The sequence below is a fragment of the Paenibacillus sp. 79R4 genome, from assembly GCF_013393165.1.
Lineage (GTDB): Bacteria > Bacillota > Bacilli > Paenibacillales > Paenibacillaceae > Fontibacillus.
This window is the reverse complement of record NZ_QJOT01000010.1, coordinates 1-18,839: the sequence shown is the minus strand read 5'-3', so window position 1 is coordinate 18,839 and position 18,839 is coordinate 1. Positions and strand designations below refer to the sequence as shown.

Annotated in this window: 18 protein-coding genes and 1 pseudogene; 18 read left to right on the top strand and 1 reads right to left on the bottom strand. The window is 48.4% G+C overall.

Annotated elements, in window-relative coordinates; genetic code table 11:
• Positions 1 to 73: 73 nt before the first annotated feature.
• The 8 genes from ftsY (at position 74) to trmD (ending at position 6,156) form a co-directional block, all read left to right on the top strand.
• Positions 74 to 1,075 carry a signal recognition particle-docking protein FtsY gene (gene ftsY, locus DMN77_RS15345; protein WP_179015602.1) on the top strand — a complete coding sequence of 334 codons (1,002 nt, stop codon included), beginning with the start codon at positions 74 to 76 and terminating at the stop codon, positions 1,073 to 1,075.
• Positions 1,076 to 1,162: 87 nt separating this feature from the next.
• Positions 1,163 to 1,810, top strand: coding sequence for a PAQR family membrane homeostasis protein TrhA (gene trhA / locus DMN77_RS15340; RefSeq protein WP_068780670.1), 648 nt, complete (start codon positions 1,163 to 1,165; stop codon positions 1,808 to 1,810).
• A 328-nt stretch (positions 1,811 to 2,138) separates the two neighbouring features.
• Positions 2,139 to 2,492: a putative DNA-binding protein gene (locus DMN77_RS15335; protein WP_068780671.1), complete on the top strand. Its 354-nt coding sequence runs from the start codon at positions 2,139 to 2,141 to the stop codon at positions 2,490 to 2,492.
• 93 nt (positions 2,493 to 2,585) lie between these two features.
• Positions 2,586 to 3,962: a signal recognition particle protein gene (gene ffh, locus DMN77_RS15330; RefSeq protein WP_068780672.1), complete on the top strand. Its 1,377-nt coding sequence runs from the start codon at positions 2,586 to 2,588 to the stop codon at positions 3,960 to 3,962.
• A gap of 240 nt (positions 3,963 to 4,202) precedes the next feature.
• The gene (gene rpsP, locus DMN77_RS15325; protein WP_068780673.1) at positions 4,203 to 4,475 is read left to right on the top strand and encodes a 30S ribosomal protein S16; all 273 of its coding nucleotides are present in this window, start codon (positions 4,203 to 4,205) and stop codon (positions 4,473 to 4,475) included.
• A gap of 22 nt (positions 4,476 to 4,497) precedes the next feature.
• Complete coding sequence (locus DMN77_RS15320; RefSeq protein ID WP_068780674.1) at positions 4,498 to 4,728, top strand: KH domain-containing protein; 231 nt, start codon at positions 4,498 to 4,500, stop codon at positions 4,726 to 4,728.
• A 150-nt stretch (positions 4,729 to 4,878) separates the two neighbouring features.
• Complete coding sequence (gene rimM, locus DMN77_RS15315; RefSeq protein ID WP_068780675.1) at positions 4,879 to 5,397, top strand: ribosome maturation factor RimM; 519 nt, start codon at positions 4,879 to 4,881, stop codon at positions 5,395 to 5,397.
• A 3-nt stretch (positions 5,398 to 5,400) separates the two neighbouring features.
• Complete coding sequence (gene trmD / locus DMN77_RS15310) at positions 5,401 to 6,156, top strand: tRNA (guanosine(37)-N1)-methyltransferase TrmD (protein WP_179015693.1); 756 nt, start codon at positions 5,401 to 5,403, stop codon at positions 6,154 to 6,156.
• A gap of 59 nt (positions 6,157 to 6,215) precedes the next feature.
• On the opposite strand, the gene DMN77_RS15305 is transcribed toward trmD, so the two are convergent.
• On the bottom strand, positions 6,216 to 7,169 hold the full coding sequence (locus DMN77_RS15305; protein WP_068780676.1) for a polysaccharide deacetylase family protein: 954 nt from the start codon (positions 7,167 to 7,169) through the stop codon (positions 6,216 to 6,218).
• 851 nt (positions 7,170 to 8,020) lie between these two features.
• Between DMN77_RS15305 and DMN77_RS24155 the strand changes: the two genes are divergently transcribed.
• From DMN77_RS24155 to DMN77_RS15255, 10 genes and pseudogenes are all read left to right on the top strand, one after another.
• On the top strand, positions 8,021 to 9,775 hold the full coding sequence (locus tag DMN77_RS24155) for a sensor histidine kinase (RefSeq protein ID WP_179015601.1): 1,755 nt from the start codon (positions 8,021 to 8,023) through the stop codon (positions 9,773 to 9,775).
• Positions 9,772 to 10,557, top strand: a complete 786-nt coding sequence (locus DMN77_RS15295; protein ID WP_068780679.1) for a response regulator transcription factor — start codon at positions 9,772 to 9,774, stop codon at positions 10,555 to 10,557. The genes DMN77_RS24155 and DMN77_RS15295 overlap by 4 nt, the downstream gene beginning before the upstream one ends.
• Positions 10,558 to 10,715: 158 nt before the next feature.
• Positions 10,716 to 11,981, top strand: a complete 1,266-nt coding sequence (locus DMN77_RS15290) for an ABC transporter substrate-binding protein (RefSeq protein ID WP_179015600.1) — start codon at positions 10,716 to 10,718, stop codon at positions 11,979 to 11,981.
• Between the two features lie 70 nt (positions 11,982 to 12,051).
• Positions 12,052 to 12,936, top strand: a complete 885-nt coding sequence (locus DMN77_RS15285) for a carbohydrate ABC transporter permease (RefSeq protein ID WP_179015599.1) — start codon at positions 12,052 to 12,054, stop codon at positions 12,934 to 12,936.
• Positions 12,937 to 12,946: 10 nt separating this feature from the next.
• A complete protein-coding gene (locus DMN77_RS15280; RefSeq protein ID WP_179015598.1) occupies positions 12,947 to 13,759 on the top strand; it encodes a carbohydrate ABC transporter permease in 813 nt (270 codons plus the stop codon).
• A gap of 320 nt (positions 13,760 to 14,079) precedes the next feature.
• Positions 14,080 to 14,424 carry a 50S ribosomal protein L19 gene (gene rplS / locus DMN77_RS15275; protein WP_068780683.1) on the top strand — a complete coding sequence of 115 codons (345 nt, stop codon included), beginning with the start codon at positions 14,080 to 14,082 and terminating at the stop codon, positions 14,422 to 14,424.
• 109 nt (positions 14,425 to 14,533) lie between these two features.
• A complete protein-coding gene (gene lepB / locus DMN77_RS15270; RefSeq protein WP_068780684.1) occupies positions 14,534 to 15,139 on the top strand; it encodes a signal peptidase I in 606 nt (201 codons plus the stop codon).
• Between the two features lie 43 nt (positions 15,140 to 15,182).
• Positions 15,183 to 16,046, top strand: coding sequence for a ribosome biogenesis GTPase YlqF (gene ylqF, locus DMN77_RS15265; protein ID WP_068780685.1), 864 nt, complete (start codon positions 15,183 to 15,185; stop codon positions 16,044 to 16,046).
• A gap of 281 nt (positions 16,047 to 16,327) precedes the next feature.
• Complete coding sequence (locus DMN77_RS15260; protein WP_068780696.1) at positions 16,328 to 16,948, top strand: ribonuclease HII; 621 nt, start codon at positions 16,328 to 16,330, stop codon at positions 16,946 to 16,948.
• A 621-nt stretch (positions 16,949 to 17,569) separates the two neighbouring features.
• Positions 17,570 to 18,839, top strand: a pseudogene (locus DMN77_RS15255) (flagellar hook-length control protein FliK); the annotation flags it as partial.

Sequence of the window (18,839 nt, the reverse complement as noted above, 5' to 3'; positions counted from 1 at the left end):
ACCATTTTCGTAAATCGTGAATTAGATTAATATACAAACGAACTTTTTTTGAAGAAGAATGAGGAGGCAGCATATGAGTTTCTTTAAAAAACTAAAAGAGAGCATCTCTTCAAAAACCGAATCCGTAACGAAGCAATTCAAGGACGGCCTGGAAAAGACGCGGAAAGGCTTCGTGGAGAAGGTTGCCGAGCTGGTGACCCGCCACAAGAAGATCGATGAAGAGTTCTTCGAGGAATTGGAAGAAATTTTGATCGGCGCTGAGGTAGGCGTGAATACAGTAATCGATTTGATCGATGATCTGCGTGTCGAAGTGAAGAAGCGGAAGATCGAAGATGCCGCAGACCTGCAGCCGATTATGTCAGAGAAGCTGATCGGGTTGCTGCGTGGGGATGAGGATAATGAGATCAAGCTCAATCCGGATGGAATTACGGTCATCCTGTTCGTTGGTGTCAATGGGGTTGGCAAGACAACAACGATCGGCAAGCTGGCGCATTACTATAAGCAGCAAGGTAAAAGCGTGCTGATGGCCGCAGGCGATACGTTCCGCGCCGGAGCAATCGAGCAGCTGGAAGTATGGGGAGAACGCGTAGGCGTCGAGGTTATCAAGCAGAGTGCCGGTTCAGACCCGGCGGCGGTCATGTTTGATGCGGTCCAAGCAGCCAAGCAGCGCGGCGTAGATATTCTGCTCTGCGATACAGCGGGCCGTCTGCAGAACAAATCGAATCTGATGGAGGAATTAAACAAAATATTCCGCGTTATTCAACGTGAAATTCCTGGAGCTCCGCATGAGGTGCTGATGGTGCTTGATGCAACGACCGGTCAAAATGCGCTCGCTCAAGCCAAGCTGTTTGGTGAGAAGAGTGGGGTTACCGGCCTGGTGTTGACCAAGCTCGATGGCACTGCCAAAGGCGGCATCGTCATCGCTATTCGTCAGGAGTTGAGTCTGCCGGTGAAGCTGGTCGGACTGGGCGAGAAGATGGAAGATTTGCAGAAATTTGATTCCGAGCAGTTTGTTCACGGTTTGTTCGCCGGATTGATTCAAGAGGAAGAAGAGACAGCGAATATCGATCAGTAAGAAGGTCAAGGAACCTTTATGGGCTAACGCCCATATTCTAAGGGTAGAATATAGATTAGATCAAAGTTCAGATAAGGAGGTGGCAAGATGGCGAATACTCATACTTACCCGCGTCGTGAAGAAGTGGCCAATGCGATCACCCACGGCATCGGCGCGATGCTTAGCTTGGCCGGGCTTGTGCTGCTCATTGTTTTCTCGAGCTTACAAGGTACGGCCTGGCATGTCGTTAGTTTTACAATTTACGGTGTCAGCATGCTGCTGCTCTACGTTTGTTCCACTTTGGTACACAGCTTCCGGGAGGGCAAGGTCAAGGATCTGTTCGAATTTTTCGATCATTCCTCGATTTACTTGTTCATCGCCGGGACCTATACCCCATTGTTATTAATAGCTGTTCGCGGGCCGCTTGGCTGGAGTCTCTTCGGGATCGTATGGGGGATTGCTTTGCTGGGCGTTCTATTCAAGGCCTTCTTCGTGAAGCGATTCCTGTTCATGTCAACGATCTTCTATTTGATTATGGGCTGGCTGATTATTGTCGCCTGGGGACCGCTAACTGCGGCGATTCCGCAGCCGGGAATCGCGCTGATTGTAACCGGCGGCATTCTGTATACATTGGGAACGATCTTTTACGTCTGGCGTATATTTCCGTATCATCATGCGATTTGGCATCTATTCGTACTGGCCGGTAGCGTAACGCATTTCTTTGCGATTTTACTCTATCTTTTGCCGCACCATTAATTTTCGAGCTTATAAATCCGCATTGCAAAAATGCTTTGGCCGCCATCAGCAAGCTGACAGGCGGCTATTTGTATTGTTATGCGTGTTCAGAAAGGCCGGTTTTCAGCACTGCAGCTTCTTCTTCCGATGTATGCTTCTTCGAAATGATTTAGTTGAATGAGTCCCTGGACTTTGTACAAACCTCTTATAAAAGAAGTTTCAATTTGCTCCTGCCGGATCAATGTTTCAGATGTTAAGGAATTTCGCTTGACAACCTTTTGCCGATTCGTTATTATAGTGAATGTTGATGCGCTGTAAAGTGTTTTTCCTTGACGGAGGGGGTGCCCAGATGAGTCAAGAAAATAAGCTTGAGAAGACCAATCGGATCAACCTGTTGTTCGATTTCTACGAAACGCTGCTCACCGAAAAGCAGCAGACGTTTCTCAAATATTATTTTTTGGATGACTTCTCCCTTGGGGAGATCGCAAGCGAATTCGGTATTAGTCGGCAGGCGGTGTATGAGCATATCAAGCGTGCCGAAGAAGTACTTGAAGCTTACGAAGAGAAGCTTGGGCTAATGCGCAAGGATGAAGAGCGCGTCAGGATGGTAGCCGAATTGAAGCGATTGATGGAACGAAGCGAGATGTCCCCGTTACATAAAGAGACGGTCATGGATTTGCTTCAGCAAGTAGAGCGATTGTAGAATTAAAGTTAAGCAAATGAGATAGAGTTTAAATAAGACAAGACAAGATGGAACGATCTTTAGGTAATATGAAGGAATGGAGGTGACGGGACAATGGCATTTGAAGGATTGACAAGCCGATTACAGAGTGTATTCAGCAAGCTTCGCGGCAAAGGCAAGGTTTCGGAAGAGGATGTTAATGAAGCGATGCGCGAAGTTCGACTCGCTTTGCTGGAAGCGGACGTTAACTTTAAAGTCGTTAAGGAATTCATCGCCAAGGTGAAGGAAAAGGCCGTTGGTAGCGAGGTGATGGAGAGCTTCACTCCGGGGATGGTCATCATCGATATCGTTAACAAGGAATTGACGGAATTGATGGGGGGCACCCAATCGAAGCTGGCCAAGAGCAATCGCCCGCCAACCGTGATCATGATGGCAGGTTTGCAAGGGGCAGGTAAGACGACAACCTCGGCCAAGCTGGCCAAGCTATTGCTTAAGGGGAATCACCGTCCACTGCTTGTTGCGGGGGATATTTACCGCCCGGCTGCGATCAAGCAGCTGCAAGTACTCGGCGAACAGATCAAGGTGCCGGTATTTACGCTGCCAGCTGGCAACAGTCCGGTGGAGATTGCTCGTCAGGCGTTGCAGCATGCTAAGGATAACGGCAACGATTATCTGTTGATCGATACCGCAGGTCGCCTGCATATAGACGAGGAACTGATGGAAGAGCTCCGTCAGATCCATGAGGTAACAAAGCCGGATGAAGTGCTGCTCGTTGTTGATGCAATGACCGGGCAGGACGCAGTTAACGTTGCGGAGAGCTTCAATAAGCAGTTAGAGCTGACCGGTGTCGTATTGACGAAGCTGGATGGCGACACCCGCGGGGGGGCAGCATTGTCGGTCAAGGCGGTTACCGGCTGTCCGATCAAATTTGCGGCACTGGGCGAGAAGATCGATGCGCTGGAGCCTTTCCATCCGGAACGGATGGCATCGAGAATACTCGGCATGGGCGACATGCTCTCTCTGATCGAGAAGGCGCAATCCAATATCGATGCTGAGAAAGCGAAGGAAATGGAACGGAAAATGCGCAATGCGGAATTTACGTTCGATGACTTCCTTGAACAGATGGATCAAGTGAAGAAGCTCGGTCCAATCGATCAGATCCTGGATATGATTCCGGGGATGGGCAAGATGAAGCAGATGAAGGATATCAAGGTTGACGAGAAGCAGATGGGCCGAGTAGAGGCCATCGTGCACTCGATGACTATAGAAGAGAAGCAGAATCCGGACCTCATTAATCACAGCAGACGCAAGCGGATCGCTACGGGTAGCGGTACGAGCCTGGCAGATGTGAATCGCTTGATCAAGCAGTTTGATGAGATGCGCAGAGTGATGAAGCAGTTCTCGGATATGATGGGCCCTAAGGGCAAAGGCAATAAAATGATGAAACAGCTCAACAAAGCGGGTAAAGGAATGAAATTTCCGTTCCGGTAATTTCTAACGGAACTGCAGAGCGTTATTTTGGCAAAAACAGTGCTATAAAAATTTAACGAAACACCCTATCGTTATTCAGAGGAAATCCGGTCTTTGGACCCCTAATTTGCTCCAATAACGATATCCAGTTTCGTTAGCATGGAGAATAGCCCTTTTTACTGCAAATAGCGTTAACATGTTTCGTTAGAATTGAACCCGGTTATCTATAGCAGCAGGTAATCTTTAAAGGAGGTGAAATTGGTGGCAGTTCGTATTCGTTTGAAACGCATGGGTGCTCATAAAGCTCCTTTCTACCGCATCGTGGTATCGGATTCCCGTTCCCCACGTGATGGTCGCTTTATCGAAGAGATCGGTTATTACAACCCGGTTGCACAACCGGCAGTAGTAAACATCGACGAAGAAAAAGCGTTGCAATGGTTGCAAAATGGTGCTCAAGCATCTGATACAGTTCGCAATTTGCTTAGCAATGCAGGCGTAATGAAGAAATTCCATGAGTCTAAGTTGCAAAAATAGTTGCTGATTCTGGAGGGTCCCTATGGAACAATTAGTCGGCGTTATTGCGAAGGCTCTTGTTGATCATCCGGACGATGTCCGTGTGGAGGTCGTTGAGAAGGAACACCTGATTGTATATGAATTATCCGTACATCCTGATGATGTGGGGAAAGTGATTGGCAAGCAGGGGAGAATCGCCAAGGCACTCCGCACGGTTGTGGCATCGGCAGCCGTTAAGATGGATAAACGGGTTACCGTAGATATCATGTCTTAAACATATACGAAAGCGGGTTAGGAGATCCATCCTAGCCCGCTTTCGTACATGCGGCAAACATGTATGAAACGGGCACTTCTTGATGAATATAATGCTGATCCATTCAGATCAGGCATATCAGGTATAGTATTTTGCATTTGGGAGGATGTTATGTCGGATTCTTTGTTGATGGTAGGGAAGATTGTAAACACTCACGGAATTCGCGGGGAGTTGAAAGTGCTGCCGCATACCGATTTCCCGGAGGTTAGATTTGCTCCGAAGAGCAAGCTGATGATTGTGAACCCGGATAATGGCGTGATCACGGACGTGACGGTGGCATCTGCACGTCCGGTTAAGCAGATGTATGTCATCAGGTTTGATGGCTACGACAATATCAACCTGGTTGAGAAGTACAAAGGCTGTGAGCTGAGGGTGACCAAGGAAGAATCGGTCGAATTGCCGGATAATGAATATTATTTCTACGAAATTATCGGATGTCGGGTCGTCAGTGATGAAGGCGAAGAGCTTGGGGTTATTGAAGAAATCCTCCGACCAGGTGCCAACGATGTGTGGGTTGTTCAAATGCCTTCCCGCCAGCAGCTGTTACTTCCGGTAATCGATGATGTTGTGCTGGATGTCGACGTGAAATCGAAGCTGGTGAAGGTTCATTTGCTGGAAGGATTGTTGTAAATGATGAGAATGGACGTTCTGACCTTATTCCCGGAAATGTTCGAGGGGGTATTCCAGAGCAGTATTCTTGGCAAGGCCAGGGATAAAGGGCTTGTAGCGCTAAATGCGATCAATTTCCGCGAGTATGCCGGCAACAAGCACGGTACAGTAGACGATACTCCATATGGCGGAGGCGGGGGGATGGTGCTGAAGCCAGATCCAATCTTTCACGCTGTGGAGGATTTGCTGGGGAGAGAAGGAACAGATTCTACCGGTAAAGCGCCGCGCATCATTCTGATGTGTCCGCAAGGGGAGACGTTCACCCAGCGTAAAGCGGAAGAGTTTGCTCAGGAGGAACATTTGATCTTCATTTGCGGTCATTATGAAGGCTATGACGAACGTATTCGAGAGTATTTGGTGACTGACGAATTATCGATTGGTGATTATGTACTGACCGGGGGAGAAATCCCGGCGATGACGGTAATCGATAGTGTTACACGGTTATTGCCGGGAGTTCTCGGCAATGAGACAAGCGCAGTAACGGATTCTTTTAGCACCGGGCTGTTAGAGTATCCTCATTATACACGGCCTGTGGAATTCAGGGGCTGGAAGGTGCCTGACATGCTGCTCAGCGGTCATCATGCCAATATTGAACTGTGGCGCCGCAGAGAAGCATTGCGCCGCACCTGGTTGCGCAGGCCCGATCTGCTTGAGCAGCTGGAGCTATCCAAGGATGACCTGGCCTGGCTCAAGAAGCTGGAGAATGAAGCTGAACAATAAGAAGAACCCTCAAGTTCCACGTCCAGTGGGGCTTGAGGGTTTTTGTTTATTTATAGTTTTTACAATGAGTTCAGATCCATCGCTTCTTTTGGCGTAATTTTATGCTCTAACAGCTCGGGCAGATTCGTCACTGAAGTAACGGTCAGACGAGGCAGCTTCATTAACGGAGCTCCCGGTTTGACGAAGTCCTGGCGGACGGTAAAGGCCATTCTGTAGCCGTTCTGCTTCAAATAATAGAGCATTTGCGTAGATACTTCTCCATAGGGGTAGGCGAGGTACGGGGTGTCAATTCCAGCCGCCTTTATTTTTTTGATATCCTTCTGTAGAAGTGTAGTATTGAGTGCAAGCGATTTGCTCTGACCGCATTTAGGAAATCCTTTCTCATGCAAGCCAAAGGTATGGCTATGGTACTCGAATACGTCCCGAGAAGCTTCGATTTCTGCGCGAGATAAGGAGCTCTTTTTGTTCGGATCAAACAATACGGTCTGCTTCTCAATTTTGCTGCCAATCATAAAGATTACAGCATGGAAACCGTATTTTTTCAGAATCGGATACGCATAGGCATAATTGTTCTGGTAACCATCATCAAAGGTGATGACAATCGATTTCTCAGGCAGTGATATTTCGCCGAGTACGTACTTTTCGAGCTCTTGCAGTGTCGCGGTATAGTACCCTTCATCATGGAGGTACTCCATATTCTCTTCAAATGCTTCCAGATTGATCACTGATTTATTCCCTGGTTCCTTGTTATCGGCCTTAGGCGTAATATAATGATACATCAGGACAGGGACCTCTTTGGCTGTACCGGGCTTAACCTCAAATCCGGCAGGGAGCTTATTCACCTTGTACGCTTTGGATCCGCTATGGGTAAGCATGAATGATTTGTCCTTAATCATTTCCCAGGAGGTGCAGGCTTTGTGGGATAACGCGTTGCTTGGGTGGGTAACCGCAAAAGAATAAACAATAATGAGTACTACTAAAATGAGTGAGCCTACTTTTACGAATCGTGCCATATTTCTCTCCTACATCTATATTTATCTATTTTTACATTCCTAATTATAATCGACACGCTTCATGATAAAGTTACAAAATTGGAATGAGCATGTAGGAATGTATTAGGAATCGAATAAAATCAAAAAAACGGCGCAAGCTCCCGGAATGAAATCCGTTCAGCTTACGCCGTTTTTGGGTTTGAATAATCTAATTAGTTTACCGTCCGATGTGCCTGAGAGTTTCGTCTTACACTGCGAGCATCTATGACTTCCCCGAACCAGATACTACCGACAAATACCACGATAGGGATCGCAAGTATTAAAGAGGCGGTTATAAGCATGCTAAGCACCCTTTCGTTTTTTTCAATATCATATCATATATCACGCAAATGCGACAATCCTTTAACGCGTTAAGGGGCTTGTCAATTATTTCATAGGCATAACATGGGGCTTGGAGCACAAGGCACTGGCTTATAATCGGCTTATCGCAGTGGACACGCAGATATGTTATGACGGATAAGTTTTATTGATGCGAAATTTGCAATGTGCTACTATAATTTTGCTTAAAGCAAGTTAGTTATCGAATAAATATTGACAAGGGCTTGAAATGGGCTGGTCTGTACGAAGAAAGATGGGATCACGATCCATGTTATGTACAGAAGTCGTTTAGGGCCTGAGAAATGGACACGCAGAGGGCCTTGGAGAATTCTTGCCAAGACCCTTCCTTCATTTATTATAGGAATAAGGTGCTGGCCGAAAGTTTTCCACCCCTTTTTGCCGAAATTTTGCACAGCGAATCCTCTTTTCTGACGGACTACAGCTCCTCCGGGACTAGATCGGATAAAAGGTATGAATTCGGGAGGTGAGTGATCGTGTCTAGCCAAAAGTTTTCTTTATTCTCGATCGCCGGCAGGTTTCAATCTACACGCAGCCAGATCATAACGAGCTTTTTTGGCATTGTCGCGATCACGATGCTGAGCGCCTCTGCGATTGCCTATCCGCTGCTGTCTCAGAACATTAAGGAAACTACAGAATCATATGTTCAGGAAAGTAATCTTCTGGCATCCAACAACCTGGATGCCAAGCTGTCTGAAATTGATGAGACCTTTCAAAGAATTACTTTGGATACCGAAGTTCAATCGCTGCTCTCCAGCGCGCTGAAGGGGAAGTACGCTTCTACCGATAGGCGTTTATCTATGCAGGATGTGCTGAATCGCCAGCTGATATTTACCGACCTTGTGAGCAGCGCTGAATTATACGATATGAAGGGACAAGCTTTATATCCTCTATATAACCAGAAGCTTGGGGAGCGGATTGGCGATGAAGTCGTGTTGAATGCAACCGTTGATCCCAACCGGACGATCTGGATTCGCCCTTGGGATGAAGAAGACGGGCTGGTTGCGGTACGCCACGTCAGGCTGCTTGAGGACTGGATGGCAGGGGGATATTTGCTCTTTCACATTCATCAGAATATATTTCAGAATCAGGCGGCAACGCAGAATCAGAATGATTTTGTATACCTGGTATACGATGAAAAGGGCGAATTGCTTAACGATACTTCCGGATTGCCAAAGGCTAAGCTTAGCGATTTCAGGGAGGAAGAACGATCAAAGTGGCAGGGTGATTTCTATTATCCGATGATTCATACTTCAGCAGAGACGGGTTGGACGATGGTTAGCCTTGTGCCTGCGGCAAAGATCGAGCGGCCGGTGCAGCTGCTCCGCAGTGTGCTGCTTGTCTCGGGAGCGATTGGCGTCGGGACGGCATTAGTCTTGTCAATTGTGCTCTCGCTGCTGATTACCCGCCCGCTTAATCATGTTCGAAGAGTGATGAAGTATTCACAGAGGGGTGAATTTCAGGCCAACGAAGTCATTTACTTCAACAGGGAGGTCAATGAGTTGAACCGGACTTACAACAAAATGGTCGACCGGATTCAATTTCTGATTAACGAGGTTTATGAAAAAGAGCGCTTAACCAATATATCGAAGATTAAGGCATTGCAGGCGCAAATCAATCCCCATTTTTTATTTAACACCTTGGAGGCGCTAAATTGGCAGCTGCGCAACAAGGACGATGATGAGTCCGCGGATCTGATCGTCTCCCTATCTGATCTGTTCCGCTATACCTCAGGCCGCTCCTTCAAGAGCGATAGCGCCTTTCTGACGGAAGAACTGCAGCATGTGGAGCGTTACCTGAAGCTGATGCAGCTGCGGCTGCAGGAACGTCTCGAATATTCCATCGAGGTGGAGACAGGGATTGGAGGATACAGAGTCCCCAGATTGCTCCTGCAACCCATCGTTGAAAATGCGGTATATCACGGGGCGGAAGTCCGGAATGAGACCAGCCGGATTTCTGTTCACGTGCGTTCTCTGGACGATATTCTGCAAATTGTCGTGTGGAATAGCGGTCCGGTGATTCCCTCCGAACGCTTGAAAGAGATCCGTGAGCACCTGGACGGTCCGGAGGCGGCAACCGAGGGCGACATCGGCATGGGCTTATCCAATGTCCATGAACGGATCAAGCTGATGTACGGGCATGAGTATGGACTTTTGCTGGACAGTGATCCAAGTAACGGTACGCAGGTTACGCTGAAGCTCCCCTATTACCGGAAGGAGGTCTCTGAATGATTCCCAAAGTGCTGATTGTTGAGGATGAGCCGCTTACAAGCAAAGGAATTTTGCGTACGCTGCAAAAATGGAATCCTCATGAATATGAATACATCACTGTTTATAATGGTCAGGAGGCTGCGGCTCTGCTGCAAACCGACGGCTATGTTCTGATCATTACCGATATTCGCATGCCGGTTATGAACGGTATTGAGCTGCTGGAGGAAGTCAAACGGGCAGAACTGAAGGTAGCGACGATCGTCCTATCCGCTCACTCTGACTTTGAATATGTGCGCTCCGCCCTGGTTCTTGGAGCCGTTGATTATGTGCTGAAGCCGATTGATCCCCGGCAATTGGTTGAAGCGGTAGAACGGGGGCTGGCCAGCCAACAGGAGAGAAAAAAAGATTTGCTGGGCCGGAGGATTGTACAGGACGAAGGGGAATGGCTGGAGAAATGGAGCTGCGGAACCAGGAACACGGTTGTCCTGAGTGCGATCGAATTCATCGAGGACCATTTGGGGGAAACGATCGGAATCCAGGATGTCGCTGCGGAGGTTCATTTAAATCCGAATTATTTCAGTTCATTATTTAAGGAAGAGACCGGGCTTACCTTCAGTGATTTTGTGACAAAGCGCCGGATTCTGGAGGGCAAGCGTATGCTGGCGCAGACAGATCTCAAGATTTATATGATCGCTGAAAAGGTTGGTTACCAGACATCCAAGTATTTTACAAAGGTGTTCCATGATTTAGAGGGGATTACTCCCAAACAATATCGTGCGAGTATTCGTGAGGATCGCCAGTAATGGCGGTTTTTTTATGCCCATGTAAAAGAATCCTCTCGCCGCTTTAAGCGGAAGTGAGCATTTTGGTATATTTCCTGATGGCTGCGCCTTACTTGCCCGCTGGCAGGAAATCTATAATGAGATTATGAAAGCGATAACATTTAGAGGGGGAAGACATAATGAAAAAGTTGCTGGCGCTGCTGTTATCTATGGGATTGGTTCTAACCGCTTGCGGGGGAGGACGGCAGGATACAGGGAAATCATCCGGTGGACAAGCTGCTGACAAACCGAAGGAACTGACGGTGTGGCTGTCCGATTCGGAGACAAAGCTGAGAGAGGCGATGCAGTCAAGCGTTGATGCCTTCCATGAGAGCCAGAACGAGGTCAAAGTCAAGGTAGAATACATGGATGACGAAGCGCTTAAGACAAAGATTAAGGTTGCCGGTGCAGGCGGACAAATGCCGGATGTCTTTAACTATTGGTCGGGCGAACAGTTTAACAGCATGGTAAGAGCCGGTGTCATCGCGGATATTTCGGATGAGATTTTGCGGGATCAGGCGTTTATCGACCATTTCTCGGCAGGGGCGCTGGATGCCGGTAAGGTGGACGGGAAGCTGTACAGCATTGCCGCCGGCTCGTCCAATGTTATGTTCTATTACAACAAAAAGATCTTTGCGGAAAATGATATAGCCGTTCCGGCAACCTGGGGCGAGCTTATCAGTGCCGTTGGCAAATTGCAGGATGCCGGAGTAACTCCTATCGCTGTCGGAGCTAAGGATCGTTGGCCGCTGCTGTTCTACTTCGCTTATCTTTCCAATCGCATAGGAGGGACCGAGCCGTTTATGCATGCGGTGACGAACGAGGGGGATTTTACGGACCCTTCTTTTGTGGAGGCTGGCGAGAAGCTGCGAGAATTGGCAAAAGCGGGAGCCTTTGGCGATGGTTTTCTGGGGATGGCCTCAGCGCAATCGGACGCGGCATTTCAAACTGGAAAAGCGGCGATGATCCTGATGGGCGACTGGTCCATTGGCACCTATGCGGACGCCGGAATTGATTTGGGCTACTTCCCATTCCCGGCCGTGGAGAACGGAAAGGGAGATGCCTCGCTGATGCATGGTGGATTCGGGGGGATCTATGCCGTATCGGCCTCTGCTGATCAAGATGCGGCAACAAAGTTTCTGAAGTTCATTATGACGCCTGAGCAGCGCAAAAATTATGTGATTGCGGTGGGCTCTCCTTCCTCCGTAAAAGTGAATTTGGAGGACTCGGACATTAACCCGATCGTAGCGGATTATTTGTCTAATGTCGGCAGTATAGCCTCAGGCTATTTTCCGTATTTTGACCAGGCTATCGATGCCAGACGGGCTGAGCAAATCCTGAACGCGGTCGTCTCAATTGTTGCTGGTGCTCCGGATATTGCGGCAGAGCTGGCTAAAATCAAATAAACTGTTGAAATCGGCGGTATTTCCGCAGGCCGGAAATACCGCTTCATTTCAACCTAGAGGTGAGAATAGGATGGAGAACCGCAAACAACGCTGGATCAGCCGGATCATTTTCATATCGCCGGCATTGGCTATATTTAGTATTTTTCTGCTTATTCCAATTTTATTAAGCCTATACTACAGCTTTTTCTCATGGGATGGACTGAATCCGATGGAGTTCTCGGGAATCCACAATTTTATATCCATGTTCCAGGACAGCTTGCTGATGAAAGCTGTAACGCATTCGTTCATTTTGACATTTTGGGCGCTTATTATTCAGCTGCCGATCGGACTATTATTGGCTGTAATGCTTTCTTCGGAGAGGTTGTTTGGACGACGATTGTTTAAGACGGTTTATTTTATGCCCGTAATTTTGTCCACATCGGTCCTTGGTGTGTTATGGGGCTTGATTTACGAGCCCAATATCGGGCTGCTTAACAATCTGCTCGATTTTTTGGGGCTGGGGAATTTGCAGCACGTTTGGCTGGGCGATGAGACGACGGCGCTTGGGGCGATTGCCCTAGTGGTTGGATGGCAGTATATCGGGTTCTATATGATCTTATTCCTGGCCGGACTTCAAGGCGTGCCTGATGAGATCATCGAAGCTGCCGACCTGGACGGAGCGTCCAAGTTCCGTATTCTGTGGAATATCCGCATCCCCCTCATCCGGCATGTAATCTCCTTTGCGATTATCAATTGCGTTGTGGGCTCTCTTAAATACTTCGATCTGATCTATATTATGACAAGCGGCGGTCCAAACAACTCAACAGAGGTGATTGCTTCAGTTATGTTCAAGCAGGCTTTCCGCTTTTCCGATTTCGGATACGCCAGCTCCATTTCTATGCTGCTGCTGTTGATGGGATTGCTGTTTGCCTTCGCCCTGTCGAAGCTATTCAAGAGCGAGCCGATTCAATATTAAGGAGGCCGTCATGATAAAGAAAATTCCGACTTACTTATTTTTGATCCTCATGCTGCTGTTAACCGGATATCCGTTTCTATGGATGTTCATTTCCTCTTTTAAGACGAATATCGAGTTCTTTGACAACCCGTGGGGGCTTCCGAAGACCTGGGTTGTGGAGAATTACACCAATGCTTGGGAGAACGGAATTCAGAACTATTTATTGAACAGCCTAATCGTGACATTCGTTACAGTCGTCGGGACGCTTCTCACCGCGGCTATGATTTCGTTCATTCTGGCACGGCGTCCGTTTAAAGGTTCCGGCCTGCTGTTATCCTTATTTGTCACCGGAATCATTATCCCTTTTCACAGCACCTTAATTCCGTTGTTTCTGATTATGCAGAAGCTGCATTTGTTGAATACGCGCTTCTCATTTTATCTGCCGTATATAGCGTTCAGCTTGCCTGTGGCCGTCTTTTTGCTGTACGGTTTCTTTAAGCAGCTGCCAAAAGAGCTGGAGGAGGCGGCGCTTATCGACGGCTCAGGTATTTACCGCATGTTTTTTCAAATATTCCTCCCCTTGAGCCGGGCTATTCTGGCGACGGTGGCGATTTTGGCGGCAATCAATGCCTGGAATGAGTTTATGCTGGCTTTGGTATTCCTGTCGGATAACACCATTCAGACGCTTCCGATCGGTCTAATGTCTTTCCAGGGCGCGTTTACAACCGATTACGCAGGGTTGTCAGCGGCGCTTGTCATGTCCGCTCTGCCCGTCATCCTGCTGTACGTCCTGTTCCAGGAGAATGTGACCAAAGGGCTGACAGCCGGTGCTGTGAAAGGATAAAATCGCAAGGCACCGTTTACAGGAGCCGGGATTGTTCATACAGCAAGGAAGGATGCTGTCTAGGGAGAGCAGAATGATTATTGCTGCTCCGCTGGCTCGACTTCGGCCATCTTCGGCCAGTCTGGGGGATCATGGAAAACAGGGAGGACGGCGGTGGCCTAATTGTCAAAGCAAAGTAAGCAATAACTTCTTGCGATGCCTAGTTATCTGTGATATTATTATGTTTGTTGTGAAATCGGTGGTCCGCTGCGGATGATGAAGGAAAACAAGAGAGTTTCCGGAAGAGGCATGAACACCTGAGTGGAAGGAGGGAGTCATAGATGAATATCGTACAAGCGATTACGCAAGAACAACTTCGCAAGGATATTCCGAGCTTTCGTCCTGGTGACACTTTAAAAGTGTTCGTTAAGGTTATCGAGGGATCTCGTGAACGTATCCAGTTGTTTGAAGGTGTTGTAATTAAGCGCCGTGGTGGTGGAATCAGCGAAACTTTTACAGTTCGTAAAATTTCGAATGGTGTAGGTGTGGAAAGAACTTTCCCGCTTCATTCCCCAAAACTCGATAGAATCGAAGTGGCTCGCCGTGGTAAAGTGCGTCGTGCGAAGCTGTACTATCTTCGTGAACTTCGCGGTAAAGCAGCGAGAATTAAAGAAATACGTCGTTAATTGGGTTAACGATAAGGGGGGCTTGTGTGTTTACTCAAGCTCCCTTTCTATATTTATAAAAGGCTATATAGTGCTGCATACTATATATGACAAGGAGAGATTGCGATCCATGGAACAGCATATTCATGCGGAGGATTCCCAAAAGCCGCCCCAAGAACATAAGAGCGAGGCAATGGAGTGGATCAAGGCCATCGTGATCGCTGTCGTATTAGTATTATTGATCCGATGGCTGTTGTTTGCTCCATTTATTGTCGACGGCCCTTCAATGCATCCGAATTTCTATACTGGCGAGAGAATTATCGTCAACAAGATCGTATATGATTTCCGTGCGCCGAAGCACAGTGAGGTTGTCGTCTTCCATGTTCCATCGGAGGGACGTGATTTCATTAAGCGCGTAATCGGTGTGCCGGGCGATACCGTCAAGGTTGATGGGGATACCATTACGGTCAACGGTAAAGCGATCGAGGAGCCTTATATTCAGGAAGCGCTGGATGAGAAGCATAAAAATAACCAACTCTACAATATTGAAAAAAACTTCCCTAATGAGCAATTTCCGGACGGAAAAGTTCCGGAGGGCTATGTGTTTGTACTTGGCGACAATCGCTCGAATAGTACGGATAGCCGTTCGATCGGGTTTATACCGTTCAAAGATATTATCGGCCGGGCGGATCTTGTATTCTGGCCTGTAAAAGATATCAAAATGATCGGTCACTAATTTCGAAAGTAAAGATGTGCTCGGGAAAATTGAGGTGATACGAATGACGATTCAATGGTTTCCCGGACATATGACCAAGGCTCGCCGGCAGATTCAGGAGAAGCTTAAGCTTATCGATGTGGTGATCGAGCTGTTGGATGCAAGGTTGCCGATGTCCAGCAGAAATCCGATGATCGATGAAATCCTGCAGGGTAAGCCGCGTTTGATTGTATTGAACAAAGCCGATCTGGCAGATCCCGGCGTAACGAAGCAATGGCTGGAAGTGTTCAAGCAAGAAGGGCATCTCGCTGTTGCTGTTGATGCATACAGCGGTCAAGGGATTAAAGAAATCCCTGTGCTGGCCAAAGAACTGTTGAAAGAAAAGCTGGAGAAGCAACGGGCAAAAGGCATGAATCCACGTGCGGTCCGTGCCCTGATCGTAGGGATTCCTAATGTAGGGAAATCTACGCTGATTAACCGATTGGCGGGGCGGAACATTGCGGCTACTGGAGATCGCCCTGGCGTTACCAAGGGTCAGCAGTGGATCAAGGTAGGGACCGATATGGAGCTGCTCGATACTCCGGGTATCCTCTGGCCGAAATTTGAGGATCAGAATGTAGGTTATCGCCTGGCGGTAACTGGAGCAATTCGTGAAGAAATATTGAATGTGGAAGACATCGCTTTTTTTGGCGTTAAATATTTAGTTAAGTATTATTGGGGACCCTTCTCCAGTCGCTTCGAGTTGAAGGAGCAGCCTGAAAATCCGGACAATCCGGATGAGATTGTAGCGGTGATGGAGGCTGTAGGGCGCAAGCGCGGCTGTATCGTTAGCGGCGGGCGTGTTGATTTGGAGAAAGCCTCGGGAATACTTCTGCGCGAGCTGCGTGCAGGCAAGCTGGGAAGATATTCAATGGAAGCCCCATATTAAGAAATAGGCCAGATTGAATACCTTGCAATTCATGCTCGGTTATAATCCTTCCGGGATAGTCTTAAGGCTCCCGGAGGGATTTTTTGTGCGCTTGGATTTCAGATAAAAGAAAATCGGCCATCAGGAAAAAATTTCATCCCTAGGGATCGCTTAATTTAGACGTCGTTCTACCGATAAATAGTATATAGTGTTCTTAGAGCTTCATAGAGGGACAGGATGTGTAGGGCCGCCCCTCATCATAGAATATCAGGCGCTGTTGTCGGGGAGATCGGGGAGAAATGATGAGTCATTTACTGAAATACGAACAGGAATATTGGGAATTGTCTTATCAGAACATTGCAGGTGTTGATGAAGTAGGTCGGGGTTGTCTGTTTGGTGATGTAGTTGCGGCTGCGGTGATCTTGCCGCAGGGGCTCGTGCTGGAGGATGTTGATGATTCCAAGAAGCTGAGTGCCAAGAAGCGAGAGTATTTATACGACGTGATTATGGAACAGGCCGTGGCTGTTGGAGTAGGTTATGTAGATGCTCCAACCATCGACCAGATTAATATTAAACAGGCCGCACGCCTGGCGATGAAGCAGGCGGTGAGTCAATTGAGCGTCAAGCCGGATATGCTGTTGATTGATGCGGAGAAGATCGATCTTGATATTCCGCAGCTGGCTATCATTAAAGGCGATGCGACAAGCCAATCGATTGCAGCTGCATCGATTGTCGCCAAGGTGACGCGGGACAGGCTTTGTCAGGGAGAATGGGATGTAAGGTATCCCGAATACGGAATTGCAGTACATAAGGGTTATGCCACGAAGCTGCATCGGGAGCAAATTATGGCTTTGGGCCCAACGCCGATGCACCGTCGAAGCTTTTTGCGAAACTTGCTGATCGAAGAACAGACGTTGTTCTGATTAACCCGCCAAGTCAGGCGGGTTTTCCGTATCGTCTAACGAAACTACAGATCGTTATTTCCGCAAAAAAAGCGGTTAATAAAATCTAACGAAACACCGTATCGTTATTTGGGAGAATTCAGGATGTTAAGCGCCGAATTGGCTTAAATAACGATACCCAGTTTCGTTAGAATTTTTAGAGGCCCAATTCAGTGGAAATAGCGATATGACGTTTCCTTAGAGATCAAAGCCATTCAAAAGTTCGCTTTTCAGCACCGAAGTTTATGGTTCCGATAGGCGTTTTCTGCGAAATGCTTCAGTTGGACGAAGCCAGGAGTTGAGGGGCAGAGCGTATACAGTATGTACGGGAGCGCCTTGGGATGTTTTCGAAGGAACATGACCTCATAAGCATTTGCACAGGCACATAGCGAATTCAGTTCAAGATTCAATTTTGAATAGCTCCATGATTTACTTCGTGTTAGATTTAGAATTTATAAGTTAAATCTATGCTGATGAAATTCCATATCGCAAGAAAATCTGCCACTGAATCGCGGTCGATCACCCGTGAATGGGTTTTGATTGTTTTTGTTATCAAAAATAAACGATTTGAACTACATATAACTAGGGTTGGGAGGGAAGCTGATGAATATAGGACCTCTGCTGAGAAGTGTGCTGGGGGATGCACGTCCCGGAGAGCCGCGCTCGTTAGAGCTTAAGGCCGGACAGGTCGTACGCGGAACGGTGCTTAGCGTATCCGAGGATGGACAGGAAGCGGTGATTCAGGTGCAGGGGGTTAAGCTCCATGCCACGTTAGAAACCCCGCTGCAGCAAGGCCAAACGACGCTATTGCAAGTACAGCCGCAGGTTCAGGATGGCCAAATGGTGCTTAAGCCAATCAACCCGCCAGTCACGACGGGGTTGTCTTCCTCCTCGCTTGCCGGATTATTAAGTGAATTCGGGCTGGAGAATACGGCGGTAAACCGTGATCTGATCCAATCGATGCAGGCGAGCGGAATACCTCTGACTAAGGAAAATGTCACTCAACTGCTAAGTCTGGCGGCATTAAAACCATCTTCGGTACCGTTATCGGAATGGGTTCAGGCCGCTGGAATTGCGTTAAACCGGGGGTTGCCTTTGACTGGAGAGACGGTGGGCAGCTTGCATCAAGCGATTTTTGGTCCGCCCCTGCACGTGCTTTTGTCGAATTTGGAGGAGCAGCTGGCAGCATTTATAGCAGGAGGCCGCTTGAATGTACCAGGGCAAACGGCTGGTCAAGCGCCAGGCGTTCAAATGCCGATGCTCGCTGGAACGCAAGCGGAAAATTTGGGAGCTGCGCAGTTGACAGCAAACGCTGCGGTTCCTAACCACATAACATCAACTTTTGGTGCTTCCGCTTCCTCTATTGGAGGATGGAATACAGCTGGGGCAGGTTCGGCGGGACCGATACAAGGGAACGGAGCTGTCGGTGCGAATGAAGCCGTATTAAACCCGGCTTCATTAAATTCCCAGACCGCAAGGGATGGCGGCGGAAAGGCAATTCCTGTTCCGGCTTCTTCCTTGCCGATGGCCGATGGTTTCTTGGCATCCACGGGGCAGGGAGCCGCTGCCCAAGCGACGGATGCTCTGCTTGGCAAACTGCAGAGCTTGTTGACGCAGCTGCGCGCTACGCTAGCGCAGGATGCCATTGCCTTGTCCGGCAGGGGACAAGGCGATGCACAGCCGACCGCGGCGGAGCGCGCGGTTGGCCTTGCCGCAGGCGCAAGCACGGGTGCTGGCGCTGCGGCATTAACTGGCGAAGCTCCCGCAGGGGCTTCGCCGCAGGCAGCGCCCCCCACGGCGGTTGAGCCGTGGGTAGGGCGCGTGCTCAAGCTGCTCGGTGCGGAGCACGAGCAGCAGCTGCTGCGCGCGACCG